The organism is Psychrobacter sp. FME5 (genome assembly GCF_014861375.1).
Taxonomy (GTDB): domain Bacteria; phylum Pseudomonadota; class Gammaproteobacteria; order Pseudomonadales; family Moraxellaceae; genus Psychrobacter.
Genome location: NZ_RRYX01000031.1, coordinates 1 through 13,550 on the forward strand (window position 1 = coordinate 1; position 13,550 = coordinate 13,550).

At 45.1% G+C, this 13,550-nt stretch carries 9 protein-coding genes; 8 read left to right on the forward strand and 1 reads right to left on the reverse strand.

Annotation, left to right across the window (positions count from 1 at the left end):
- Positions 1-140 (forward strand): IS1 family transposase (locus tag EI161_RS06260; RefSeq protein ID WP_192528726.1); only part of this gene is annotated, 140 nt, incomplete at its 5' end.
- Here EI161_RS06260 and EI161_RS06265 read toward each other — a convergent pair.
- On the reverse strand, positions 121-1,635 hold the full coding sequence (locus tag EI161_RS06265) for a type IV pili methyl-accepting chemotaxis transducer N-terminal domain-containing protein (protein WP_192529237.1): 1,515 nt from the start codon (positions 1,633-1,635) through the stop codon (positions 121-123). The two genes, EI161_RS06260 and EI161_RS06265, sit on opposite strands and share 20 nt — an antisense overlap.
- Positions 1,636-2,034: 399 nt before the next feature.
- Here EI161_RS06265 and EI161_RS06270 point away from each other — a divergent pair, with 399 nt between their 5' ends.
- The 7 genes from EI161_RS06270 (at position 2,035) to glp (ending at position 13,348) form a co-directional block, all read left to right on the forward strand.
- Positions 2,035-3,414: a NarK family nitrate/nitrite MFS transporter gene (locus EI161_RS06270; RefSeq protein WP_192523147.1), complete on the forward strand. Its 1,380-nt coding sequence runs from the start codon at positions 2,035-2,037 to the stop codon at positions 3,412-3,414.
- Between the two features lie 353 nt (positions 3,415-3,767).
- Positions 3,768-7,526, forward strand: a complete 3,759-nt coding sequence (locus EI161_RS06275; RefSeq protein WP_192523148.1) for a nitrate reductase subunit alpha — start codon at positions 3,768-3,770, stop codon at positions 7,524-7,526.
- 92 nt (positions 7,527-7,618) lie between these two features.
- On the forward strand, positions 7,619-9,157 hold the full coding sequence (narH, locus tag EI161_RS06280; RefSeq protein ID WP_192523149.1) for a nitrate reductase subunit beta: 1,539 nt from the start codon (positions 7,619-7,621) through the stop codon (positions 9,155-9,157).
- 49 nt (positions 9,158-9,206) lie between these two features.
- Positions 9,207-10,007 carry a nitrate reductase molybdenum cofactor assembly chaperone gene (gene narJ / locus EI161_RS06285; protein WP_413038374.1) on the forward strand — a complete coding sequence of 267 codons (801 nt, stop codon included), beginning with the start codon at positions 9,207-9,209 and terminating at the stop codon, positions 10,005-10,007.
- A 14-nt stretch (positions 10,008-10,021) separates the two neighbouring features.
- Positions 10,022-10,747 (forward strand): respiratory nitrate reductase subunit gamma, encoded by a 726-nt coding sequence (narI, locus tag EI161_RS06290; protein ID WP_192523151.1) that lies wholly within the window; start codon positions 10,022-10,024, stop codon positions 10,745-10,747.
- Between the two features lie 103 nt (positions 10,748-10,850).
- Complete coding sequence (locus tag EI161_RS06295) at positions 10,851-11,909, forward strand: peptidylprolyl isomerase (protein WP_192523152.1); 1,059 nt, start codon at positions 10,851-10,853, stop codon at positions 11,907-11,909.
- Between the two features lie 143 nt (positions 11,910-12,052).
- Positions 12,053-13,348 (forward strand): gephyrin-like molybdotransferase Glp, encoded by a 1,296-nt coding sequence (gene glp / locus EI161_RS06300; protein ID WP_192529238.1) that lies wholly within the window; start codon positions 12,053-12,055, stop codon positions 13,346-13,348.
- The last annotated feature ends 202 nt before the right edge of the window (positions 13,349-13,550 follow it).

Sequence of the window (13,550 nt, forward strand, 5' to 3'; positions counted from 1 at the left end):
GTATAGAGGGTAATAACTGTCGCCTTAGACACCGATTAAGACGAGCGGTTAGAAAGACTTGTTGCTTCTCAAAAAAGCTTGATAATCATTTTAAAGTGTTTGATTTGGTGTTCTTTTACATCAATTATGGCTACGTCTGATGCCAGCATACTTTTTAGAACACCACCGAATTTTTAAATAGGACAACGACTGTGCCAAAGAATCATGCAGTTCTCGAGCGATGGTCGAACGCTCTTCGAATAGGATAAGTTGATGTTCCTGCTGTCTTTGCTTACGTAGTGACAAGGCGGTGCTGACTAAATTGGTTAGCGCAACGATTAATTCATCATTTTGGGTATCTAACTCAACACTGGTAAACGGAAAAATGCTGTCTGTTCCCGTTTCTATGGTCTTGATACGCTGTGATGGCGCCACACCATCACCAGTATCATTATGGACGTTACTAGTGGCAAAAGACTGATTCATCACTAGCGTCGACTTTGGTCTGACACGTAATTCACCAAACTCTTCTTGTTGATGAGTAATTGGATAAGACTTTGTGAACTCACCATTTTTGGTGGCGCAGCTATCACAATTGAGCTTTTTGCACAGCTCTTTCATTCTTTCACCATGCAGAACGATGGCGTTTTTATTGGTAATATATTTATTCTGTATGCACAGCGTAAACTCTAAGTGTGGCAAGGTTTTGCTGAAATCTGCTACCAGCTTATCTAGCTGATATAAGCTGACTTTATTGGTGGTAATGGTTTTGGAAAAATCATAAAACAACGACAGCACATGATTGGCTTTTACCAAATGTTGGGTCTTTATCTGCACCTCACTCTCAAGCGAGCGCTGATAGGTCTCAATCGTACTTGCCATGTCGTTAAAAGAATTGCCGAGCACCTCAAACTCTCTATAGCCCGTTATAGATACTCGGGTATGGTATTTGCCTCTTTTAAATTGATTATTGGCTTTAATCAGCTGCTGGATAGGAGTTAGCACCGCTTGATGCAATCTTTGCATACCAATCAACATCACAATGAGGGTAAGTATCAATGAGAGTATTTGTAGGTTTTGCTGCCATATTTGACGCTGCTCGTTTCTATACTGTAGCTCGCCTACAAAGCGATCTACGTCTTTAATATACTTGTCTGAAACGCGATAAAACATCTGCTTATCTTGTGCCAACAATGCAGGTTTTAAATCCTGAGACCATTGGGACTGAACCTGTTTTAGCTGGTTGTTGATGCGGGTATGCCTGTTGGCACTCGTCAGTTGATACTGCTGTAACTCTTCAAGTCGTTCTTCCATGTCTTCGACAAGAAGCCCAACCTTTTCAGGCTTGGACTTATTAGAAAAGTCCAGTTTGTCCTGTTTTTGAAGCGGCTTACCATCTGTATTGTTTACGCTATCTTGGTAAATGTTTAACACTGAGCTCGCGGGATGGTCATCAGAAAAGTCAGTCGCTAACTGAAAATTGATACGGTAGGCTGCCATCCGTATCGAGCCTGCGGTATTAATCGCCTCAGCATCTGAGCGTGCTACCCAAGCCAATGCCCCACTTCCTATCGCTGACATAAAGCATAAGATAGCGATGGTAATAATAGCGATCCAAGCGTGCAGGGACAAAGATTGTTTTCGTAGATTAGACATAACTAATAGCGCTCACCCATCAAAAATCAGTTTCTAAAAACATCTGCTCATAACTTTCAAGACCGTAACTTTCAAGACCGTTGTTTTAACTATAGGGTTTGGAAAATAAAGAAGCTTAAATACAAATACCTCATTTGTAAACCCGCCTGCAACCTACCCCCTTCAGTCATCAGTATACCACTATGTATGAATACTCATATTCATGATAACGCAGTACCGTGAGTTATCATTTTTTGATAGATCAAGTGATTCATAGCGCTGACTAGCAGGCACAGTAGCCCTTTTTTATTAATATTAATATGAGTGGGCTTTACGGTATACCGCGAGTTTAAACGGCGGCTTAATCATAAGAAAACACTGATCATAACTAAGCGTAGCCGATACTAAGTGAGGAATAACATGGGCAGTCGTTACAACTTCAAAGGTGGTAAGCTCATCACTGACTGGCGTCCTGAAGTAGAAGAGTTTTGGGAAGGCGGCGGCAAAAAAGTCGCTCGTCGAAATTTATGGATATCGATACCATCATTGCTATTAGCGTTCGCGGTATGGATGGTATGGAGCGCGGTCATCGTACGCTTACCAGAAATTGGTTTTGCTTTTGATGCCGGCCAGCTGTTTTGGCTCGCGGCATTGCCAGGGCTATCAGGGGCGACGCTACGGATTTTCTATTCTTTTATGGTGCCTATTTTTGGTGGCCGACGTTGGACAGCGATATCCACATTATCTCTATTAATCCCAGCATTATGGATGGGATTTGCCGTTCAAAACCCTGATACACCATTTATAATATTTGCTATTATCGCCCTACTTTGTGGCTTCGGTGGAGGTAACTTTGCCTCATCGATGTCCAATATTTCATTCTTTTATCCAAAGGCTGAACAAGGCACGGCGCTGGGGCTAAACGCAGGTCTTGGTAATCTTGGCGTATCTGTGATGCAGTTCGTGGTACCGATGATTATCTTGGTTGCCGCGTTTGGTAGCTTGGGCGGTGATGCACAAATATCTGACAGCGGTAGATTGTTTTATCTACAAAACGCCGGCTTTATTTGGGTGCCTTTTATCCTGCTCTTCTCAGCATTGGCGTGGTTTGGCATGAATGACATCGCCACTGCTAAAGCCTCATTTAAAGACCAATCGATTATCTTTAAACGCAAACACAACTGGATCATGTGTATTCTTTATATGGCGACGTTTGGCTCGTTTATTGGCTTTTCAGCAGCGTTCCCGATGTTGATTAAAAACTCATTTCCTGCCATTGATGCACTCAAAGTTGCATTCTTAGGTCCTCTCGTCGGTGCTTTATTCCGCCCATTAGGTGGCTGGATATCTGACAAAACCAGCGGCGCAAAAGTTACCTTTTGGAACTATGTAGTAATGGTATTAGCAGTATTGGCAGTGATGTACTTCTTACCAAGTGAAACCCATGAGGGCAGCTTCGTCGGCTACTTTATCTCCTTTATGGTGTTATTCATCACCACCGGTATCGGTAACGGCTCTACTTTCACCATGATACCAGTCATTTTTAGAACCTTTCACGATCGCCGTCAGCCTCAAAAAGCAGGGACAGAAGAACTATTCGTCGAGATTCGCAAAGAGTCCGCAGCTGTGGTTGGCTTTACCTCAGCGGTCGCCGCATACGGCGCGTTCTTTATCCCCAAAATGTTTGGTTCAGGGTTGGGCGTTGATGGTACGTTTATTGCGCTCATCATCTTTTATATCCTCTGTATCGTTTTGACTTGGTGGTATTACAGCCGTGCTAATGCTGAAATTCCTTGCTAAGGGCAATCTATTAAAACGGGCTTTTAAGCACCATTCTTAAACCAAAACGTCTCTCTTTATAGTGCTACTTACCAGCGTAAGTAGCACTTTTTTTATTCAAGTTTCTGTTTGCTGTTTTTTAGTTTATCGATGCAGGCTATTTAACTTTTCTTAATGGTGTTTTTAACGATATTTTATTTTTGATAGCTACTACTAAGGTGGTAGTGCCCTGCTCATGTTAGCTAATAGTAAGACCGCCGTGGGGTAATTAAAATGACACCATCGAAAAATATTTACAGCTTGGGCAAAGGGTTATTTGTACCGCGCCACTCAGCTTTAGATACACCTTAGGCAATAATACAGAGGATAGCGAAATGAGCCATTTACTCGACCAATTCCGTTTTTTTAAACGTAAACAGGACGAATTCTCCGATGGGCATGGCGAGACACGCGATGAGTCTCGTGATTGGGAAAATGTGTATCGTAGCCGTTGGCAATATGACAAAGTCGTGCGCTCAACGCATGGTGTCAACTGTACTGGCTCTTGCTCATGGAAAATCTACGTCAAAAACGGCTTGGTCACGTGGGAGACGCAGCAAACTGACTACCCTGAAACCCGCCCCGACCTACCAAACCACGAACCGCGCGGCTGTCCTCGTGGCGCAAGCTATAGTTGGTACATGTACTCTGCCAACCGTGTGAAATATCCTAAGGTGCGTAAGCCACTTTTAAAGTTATGGCGTGAGGCCAAGGCTCAGTACCCTGACCCAGTCGATGCTTGGGGCAGTATCGTCCAAGACCCTGTTAAAGCTGAACAGTATAAATCTAAACGAGGCTTGGGTGGTTTTATTCGTTCGACGTGGGCTGAGGTCAATGAAATCATCGCTGCCAGTAACGTCTATACCGCCAAAACCTTTGGTCCTGACCGTATCGTTGGTTTTTCACCGATTCCTGCGATGTCGATGGTTAGTTACGCTGCTGGTAGTCGTTATTTATCGTTAATTGGCGGTGTTTGCTTATCGTTTTATGATTGGTATTGTGACTTACCGCCTGCTTCGCCAATGGTTTGGGGCGAACAAACCGACGTGCCTGAATCAGCCGATTGGTACAACTCTGATTATATTATTGCTTGGGGTTCAAACGTTCCACAAACGCGTACACCTGATGCGCATTTCTTTACCGAAGTTCGTTATAAAGGTACTAAGACAGTCTCTATCACCCCTGACTATGCTGAAGTCTCTAAACTAACGGACTTATGGCTGAACCCTAAACAGGGTACCGATGCCGCCGTAGCACAAGCATTCTGCCATGTCATTATCAAAGAGTTTTACCTCAAGCAACCAAGTGATTATTTCTTAGATTATGCCAAGCGCTATACCGACTTACCCGTCTTAGTAATGCTAGAAGGCGAAGAAGGCGCGCGCCATGCGGGTCGATATCTGCGTGCTTCTGATTTAATCGATGACTTGGGTCAAGAAAACAACCCAGAATGGAAAACCATCGGTCTAAATAGTGATGGCGAGCTGGTCTCTCCACTTGGCTCTATCGGTTATCGTTGGGGCGAAAAAGGCAAATGGAATCTGGAACAAAAAAATGGTGCCACTGGCGCCGATATTGACCTGACACTGACTCTAAAAGACAGTAATGAGACTTGCCAAGTCGGTTTTGATTACTTTGGGCATGTGTCGCACCCGCACTTTACCTCGGTGCCGGGTGAAGCCATACAACAGAAGACCGTTCCTTGTAAAACGGTTACGCTTGCCGATGGCACAACCGCTATCGTCGCTACCGTATTTGATTTAACCGTTGCCAATCTTGGCGTAGATAATGGCGTTGGCGGCGAGCATGTCACCGATGATTACAATGACGAGACCGTACCCGGCACCCCTGCATGGCAAGAAGTCATCACTGGTTTGAGCCGTGAGCGCGTCATCCAAGTGGCACGTGAGTTCGCTGAAAACGCCCATAAAACCCATGGCAAATCGATGATTATCATCGGCGCGGGTATGAACCACTGGTATCACCTCGATATGAACTATCGCGGCGTGATTAACATGCTGATGCTGTGTGGCTGTATCGGTAAATCTGGTGGCGGCTGGGCGCATTATGTTGGTCAAGAAAAACTGCGTCCACAAACGGGCTGGTTACCTTTAGCGTTTGCGCTTGATTGGCATCGCCCGCCACGTCATATGGCGGGTACCAGCTTCTTTTATGCTCATAGCTCACAATGGCGTCATGAGACTATTTCTGCCCATGAAATACTCTCGCCACTGGTTGATAAGAAGTTTTTCCCCGAGCATATGCTTGACTATAACATTCAAGCAGAACGTGCAGGCTGGCTGCCTTCTGCGCCTCAGCTCAACCGTAATCCACTGACTATCGCGGCCAAAGCCGCTGATAGTGGCAAAGATGTGGAAGAGTATGTCGTCGACTCTCTTGAAGACGGTAGCTTACGTTTTGCTTGTGAATCCCCTGATAACCCAGCGAACTTCCCACGCAACATGTTTATCTGGCGCTCAAACCTATTGGGCTCATCAGGTAAAGGTCACGAGTACATGCTGCATTACTTCTTGGGCACCAAAAATGGTCTCCTCAATGAAGAAAACTCAGAAGGTCATTTGCAACCAAAAGAAGTTGATTGGATAGAAAAAGGCGCGACTGGCAAGCTAGATTTGGTTGTCACTTTAGACTTCCGTATGTCTTCTACCTGTTTGTATTCAGATATCGTATTGCCAACAGCAACATGGTACGAAAAAGATGACATGAATACCTCAGACATGCATCCGTTTATTCACCCATTAACAGCCGCTACCGACCCTGCTTGGGAATCTAAATCGGATTGGGAGATATATAAAGGCATTGCCAAGAGCTTCTCAGAAGTATCAAAAGGTCATTTAGGTATTGAAACTGACGTCGTCACCTTACCGATGCAACATGACACCCCCGGTGAGTTGGCGCAACCATTTGGTGGCACTGACTGGAAAACAGCCGGTGAAAAACCAGTCCCGGGCAAAAACTGTCCAATGATTAAAGTGATTGAACGCGATTATGGCAATACTTATGCCAAATTCACCTCGCTTGGCCCTGCCCTAGAAGAACTGGGCAATGGCTCAAAAGGCTTGAATTGGGATATGAAAACAGAGGTCAAACAGCTGGGTGATTTAAACCATAGAGTAACCGAGCCGGGTATCTCTGAAGGTCGTCCTCGTATCTTTACCGCTATCAACGCTTCTGAGATGATTCTAATGCTCGCACCTGAAACCAATGGTCACGTGGCGGTAAAAGGTTGGGCCGCACTATCTGAATTTACTGGTCGCGACCACACCCATCTGGCCAAGTCTAGCGAGCATGAAAAAATCCGCTTCAAAGATATCGTTGCCCAGCCACGCAAAATCATCTCAAGCCCAACGTGGTCTGGTATCGAATCGGACGAAGTGAGCTATAACGCCGGCTATACCAACGTCCATGAGCTGATTCCTTGGCGCACACTGACTGGTCGTCAACAATTCTATCAAGATCACCCTTGGATGCAGGCATTTGGCGAGCAAATGCAGCAGTATCGCCCACCAATCGATACCAAGACCACTGAGCTGCTCAAAGACGCCAAGCCAAATGGTAATAAAGAGATTGTACTAAACTTTTTAACACCGCACCAAAAGTGGGGTATCCACAGTACCTATTCTGAAAACTTGCTCATGCTGACCCTTAGCCGCGGCGGACCTTGTGTTTGGATGTCGGAAGTCGATGCGCAAAAAGCCGGTATCGTCGATAACGACTGGATCGAGCTGTTCAATGCTAACGGAGCGATTACCGCCCGTGCCATCGTCAGCCAGCGTGTCAAAGAAGGCATGACCATGATGTATCACGCCCAAGAAAAACTGGTCAATATTCCAGGTTCTGAGCAGACCGGTACGCGTGGTGGTATCCATAACTCGGTCACTCGGACGATTTTGAAACCGACCCACATGATTGGTAGCTATGCCCAGCAGTCTTACGGCTTTAACTACTATGGCACCGTCGGTTGTAACCGCGATGAGTTTGTCGTGATTCGTAAGATGTCAAACATCGACTGGCTAGAAGATAAGCCAGATAACGAATTACCTCGCCCACTACCTACCAGCATTGACGGATAAAGCCATTTCTTCTATCGAAAATATATCCTTATTTTAGGATATCTCTGAAGAAACCAAAGCTGCTTTTTTACCACTATTTGGAGCACAGATCCATGAAAATTCGTTCGCAAGTCGGCATGGTGCTTAACCTTGATAAATGTATCGGTTGCCACACCTGCTCAGTCACCTGTAAAAACGTCTGGACCAGCCGTGAAGGCATGGAATATGCGTGGTTTAACAACGTTGAATCAAAACCCGGTATTGGCTATCCCAAAGAGTGGGAAAACCAAACTAAATGGAAAGGCGGCTGGATTCGTAATGCCAATGGCACGATTAATCCACGCATCGGCGGTAAATTCAGAGTATTGGCAAACATCTTTGCCAACCCTGACTTACCAGAAATCGATGACTATTATGAGCCATTTGATTTCGATTATCAGCACCTACATACCGCGCCGATCAGCAACCACCAGCCAATCGCTCGCCCGCGCTCAGCCATCACCGGCAAACGCATGCAAAAGATTGAATGGGGTCCTAACTGGGAAGAAATCCTTGGCTCAGAATTTGAAAAACGTCGCAAAGATAAAAACTTTGACAACATCCAAGCCGATATCTACGGCGAGTACGAAAACACTTTCATGATGTATTTGCCGCGCCTATGCGAGCATTGCTTGAACCCAACTTGCGTCGCGGCTTGTCCTAGTGGCGCGATCTACAAGCGTGAGGAAGACGGTATTGTCTTAATCGACCAAGAAAAATGTCGCGGCTGGCGCATGTGTATCTCAGGTTGTCCATATAAAAAGATTTATTACAACTGGAAATCAGGCAAATCTGAAAAATGTATCTTCTGTTATCCACGTATTGAAGCCGGTCTACCGACGGTTTGTTCTGAGACTTGTGTGGGTCGTATCCGCTACTTAGGCGTCTTGCTATATGACGCGGACAAAATCGCCGAGGCCGCTAGTACACCCAATGAAAAAGACATTTATCCAGCACAATTAGATTTATTTTTAGACCCTAATGACCCTGTGGTGATTGCCCAAGCGTTAAAAGACGGTGTACCGCAGTCAGTGATTGACTCAGCCCAGCGTTCACCAGTATATAAACTGGCGGTGGACTGGAAGCTTGCGCTACCACTACACCCTGAATACCGTACGCTACCGATGGTTTGGTATGTGCCGCCATTATCACCGATTCAAAACGCTGCTGAAGCGGGCCAAGTCGGTATGGACGGTTTGATTCCAGATGTCGACAGCTTACGTATTCCGCTACGTTATTTGGCCAATCTACTAACCGCAGGTGATGAAGAGCCTGTTCGTCTTGCATTAAAACGTCTACTTGCTATGCGTAGCTACAAACGTATGCAACTGGTCGAAAAGCAAGAAATTCAAAGCATCTTAGACGATGTTGGTTTGACTAAGCTGCAAGTTGAAGAGATGTATCGCTATCTGGCGATTGCTAACTATGAAGATCGTTTTGTTATTCCAACGGCGCACCGCGAAGAAGCGTTGAGTGATGCATTCGCTGAGCGTAACGGCTGTGGCTTTACCTTTGGTGAAGGCTGTTCAGGACATTCTGACAACAGTATGTTCGGTCAACGCAAAGCCAACCGTCGTGATTTCATCGATACCGTCCAAAAGTGGGAGTCATAAGATGCAAACTACTCAATATCATACCGACCGTTCTGTGAATGACCCTATTATGCCGTCGGTTATTGGTGCTTCAGACCTAAAGCTACTCAAGGTATTAAGCCTGCTCATAGACTATCCAAGCAATGAGCTATTTACGGGCGATACGCTTGCTGATTGTACAGAGATTGTCGCAACATCGACGCTAATTAGCCCAGCCGTGCGGGCGCAAATTATCGAGTTGATCGAAGACTTAATTGATACTGGCTCTCTTGAAGCACAGGCGCGCTATGACGGTCTGTTTGAGCGCGGTCGTTCTTTATCGCTGTGGTTGTTTGAGCATGTCCATGGCGAGTCGCGTGATCGTGGTCAAGCCATGGTCGATTTGATGGGTCAATATCAAGAAGCTGGTTTTGAGATTAGCGTTAAAGAGCTGCCGGATTTTTTGCCTTTATATCTCGAGTTCTTAGCCTATCAAGCTACGGTTATCGAAGATGATATTCAGATTCGTATGGATATTGCCGATGTCAGCCATATCATCGCCTTGCTTGCTGCTAGGTTAGAGGATCGCGGCAGTCTCTATCAAGGCTGCTTCAATGCACTCCTGCAAATTGCCGGTAAGCCGCTCGATATGATTGAAGAGTATCAAGAAAAAATCAGTAAAGAAAAACCTGATGACACCTTTGAAGCACTGGACAAAGAATGGGAAGAAGAAGTGGTCACGTTCTTAGATGCGCAACAAGAAGATCGCTGCCCATCACAAACCAGCACCCAAAGTCTGGCAGCAAAAGCGGGCGTTAGAGCCAATCCAAACGCCGTCGATGCGCCTGTGCATTGGGTAGACTTTAAAACCAACCCATCGGTTAAACAATAATAAGGAGAGATGACATGAATATTGCAGATCCTAGTGTATCGTCTATCGCCAATTTGAATTGGCTGCAAATATTCCTTTTTGGCGTTTATCCGTATATTGCATTGACCATTGCTATCATTGGTACTTGGGTACGTTTTGACTTGTCGCAGTATTCATGGAAAACCGGGTCGACGCAGATGCTAAGAACCAAAAACATGCGTCTTGCCAGCAACTTATTCCACGTAGGCATCATTGTGGTATTGCTAGGGCATTTATTTGGGATGCTGACGCCGCACTTTCTCTATGACCGATTTATCAGCGCGGGCCATAAGCAGATTTTAGCCGTAGTCGTTGGTGGCATTGCAGGGGTGTTCTGTTGGTTCGGTCTTGTGATGCTGATGTGGCGGCGTTTTACGGATGATCGTATTTCCAATACCTCGTCGTTTTCAGACAAGCTCGTCCTTGTGCTGTTATTTATCCAGCTCAACCTCGGTCTCGCGTCAATCTTTACCTCCATGCAGCATTTGGATGGCTTGACGATGATGAATTTAGCTGGCTGGGCACAAGACATCACCGTCTTAAGACCTTGGCAAGCAGCAGCGCGTATCGAGCAAACTGACTTGATTTATCAGCTACATATGGCGCTAGGTATCACTCTAATTGCGATATTTCCGTTCACACGGCTCATTCATATTATTAGTGCGCCCATTTGGTATTTCGGTCGTCGCTATCAAATTGTGAGACAAAAGAAATCTCAGTAAGTTTATAAAGCAGTATGTAGGGCGTGTCATCAATGAGCACATTTAATCAACACGCCCTACCTATTCAAACGTCTATCAAAAAATACATAGTGGAGCAAAAGCCATGACTGTCAGTACCTATAATCCAGCCGACCATGCGACTAACAATAATGTAAACGGTCACGTTCATAGTGGCAGTCAGACTGATGCTAACAACATGGCGAATGATCATGACCACAACCATGAACACAGCCACGACCACGGTGATGACATCGTGCATCTTATGCCAACCATGACGGATCTGCAAAAACCACATTCTGATCAAGAATTCATTGAAAAAGCCATGGAAGAAGAGCGCAGCAATCACAACAACCTAATCGCTTCTAGCCGTGATGAATTGCCTTCGGTCACGGTGAATGGGGTGATGATCGACAGAACCAACATTGCCCAAGAGCTGCAATACCACCCAGCAGAAAACAAAGAAGATGCGGTGTTTTATGCGACTCAGGCACTGGTGGTACGCGAATTACTCAGACTCGCCGTATTGGATGAGCCAAGCCTTGGTGAGACAGCATGGATAGACGATGAAGAACAAGCCATCTCGAGATTGATAGATAAAAACGTCCAAGCGACGATGCCTGATATGGCAACGTGTGAGCGTTATTACCAACAAAACATCACAGATTATATGACCGATCCAATTATGAATGTGCGTCATATATTGTTGGCGTGTTTGCCAGAAGATGGCGACGAGCGATTAAAACTCAAAAAAACCGCTTACGAGTTTATTGAACAAATCAAAAATAACAGCAACCGCGATGCAGAATTCATCCAATTGGCACGCCAGCACTCTGCTTGCCCATCAAAAGAACAAGGCGGTGAATTGGGCATTATTAACAAAGGACAAACGGTGCCAGAGTTTGAAAGCACGTTATTTAAGTTAGATAAAGGACTGGCGCCAAGCCCTATCGAAAGCCGCTATGGTTTTCATGTCGTTGAGGTGCTGAGCAAAGAACCTGGGATACAAATGATTTATGAGCAAGTCAGCCCTGCTATCCACAACAAACTAAGCCAGCAAGCCTTTCATCAGTCATTATGCGATTACCTGTTTACTTTAGCCAATGAAGCAGATATCGAGGGTATCGAGATGATGCTTGAGCAAGAAAACGTGTTTCGCGGATAATCAGTCAACTGTTAATCACTTGCTTCTTATTACTAGGTTTGCCCTCAACTCCTACGAGGGTACGCCCTAATACTTAATACGAATAAAATGAGTACAGAACTATGAGTACAGAGATATGAGTACAAAATTATGGGTACAGAACTATGATTACAGTTGAAGCGCTCAAATCTGCCATAAAACAACGTATAGCAGCTTATCATCACAACGACTATCCGCTGCATAACAGACAAATCGATAGCTACGATTTATTAGCCAGTCGCAATCAAATTTTGGCAAAAGATATTATCTCGCCATTTGCTATACCGAGGCAGAATCTGTCGGCGATGGATGGTTATGCGATTGCTAGAAGTAGCGTACTGTCAGCAGACTCGACCATCACTATCATCGGTGAGTCACAGGCAGGCAGCGCTTACACTGGCGACATCAAGTCAGGACAAGGGATTCGCGTCTTTACCGGTGCTATCGTACCTGATGGCTGTGATACCGTTATCATGCAAGAAAATACCAATTTTGCCGCGATAAAAGACACCCTTGATAAATCACAACCTTACTCCATCAGCCTGAGTCAAACCGCCAAATGTGATAATAATATTCGTAAAAAAGGCGAAGAAATCGAAGCGGGTGAAGTGGTTTTACGCCAAGGTAAGCGACTCAATCCTACTGATATTAGCTTACTGGCGAACTTAGGGTTTGATAGAGTTGATGTTTATCAGCCGTTAATCGTTGGTTTGCTAGCGACTGGTGATGAGCTGGTGGCAATTGGCCATACACTTGACAGCGTGGCGCAAATCTATAACTCTAATACCCCAACCCTTAAAACCCTATTGGCTGATTTGCCGATAGACATTCGCGATTATGGCATCATCGCTGATGACTTAGACAAGACCACTGCCGCGGTAACCGAAGCGATGCAAGCCTGTGATGTGGTTATTTCTACTGCTGGCGTATCGGTTGGTGACTATGATTTTTTAACCACCGCCATTGACCAACTTGGCAAAATCAATCACTATAAAGTGGCGATGAAACCGGGTAAACCTTTTGTATTTGGTGAGTTGACTCAAAACCTTACCAAGCCCGTATTATATTTTGGCCTACCAGGCAACCCACTATCCACTGTCGTTGGTACGCTACAATTTGTGCTGCCCGCCTTGTGGCAAATGACAGGCGCTGCGACACAAGAGCAACCGGTATCGTTGACAATCACCGCCACGCTTACGAATGAGGTTAAAAAATCAGCAGGGCGTACGGATTTTCAGAGAGGCGTTTTGTCACAAGATAAGTTAGGTGGCTTTTACGTCGAAAGCTTTAATAAGCAGCAGTCGCACCGTATCAAACAGCTTAGCCAGGCCAATTGCTTGATGGTATTGGCTCAAGACACTAGCAGTTTATCAGCTGGTGACAAAGTACACGTTCAACCATTCCCTTGGTTTTACCACTAATATCTGTTTTAATTAATAATCATGGTTATTAGCAAGCGCTTATCCAGTAGCTTCTTTTACTGAATCAACCCTAATTTTACTGAATCATCTCTAAGTCAGCTCAATACTACTTTGGTAGTAGGTTATAGCAGCGTTAGGGTTAATGATTATTTGCTGATAAACTGTCATAATACTAATATAAAACCTCCCACTCACAACCTGA

Coding starts and splice junctions, on each gene's coding strand:
- EI161_RS06265 (WP_192529237.1), bottom strand. CDS start 1,635: ATGTCTAATCTACGAAAACAATCTTTGTCCCTGCACGCTTGGATCGCT.
- EI161_RS06270 (WP_192523147.1), top strand. CDS start 2,035: ATGGGCAGTCGTTACAACTTCAAAGGTGGTAAGCTCATCACTGACTGG.
- EI161_RS06275 (WP_192523148.1), top strand. CDS start 3,768: ATGAGCCATTTACTCGACCAATTCCGTTTTTTTAAACGTAAACAGGAC.
- narH (WP_192523149.1), top strand. CDS start 7,619: ATGAAAATTCGTTCGCAAGTCGGCATGGTGCTTAACCTTGATAAATGT.
- narJ (WP_413038374.1), top strand. CDS start 9,207: ATGCCGTCGGTTATTGGTGCTTCAGACCTAAAGCTACTCAAGGTATTA.
- narI (WP_192523151.1), top strand. CDS start 10,022: ATGAATATTGCAGATCCTAGTGTATCGTCTATCGCCAATTTGAATTGG.
- EI161_RS06295 (WP_192523152.1), top strand. CDS start 10,851: ATGACTGTCAGTACCTATAATCCAGCCGACCATGCGACTAACAATAAT.
- glp (WP_192529238.1), top strand. CDS start 12,053: ATGATTACAGTTGAAGCGCTCAAATCTGCCATAAAACAACGTATAGCA.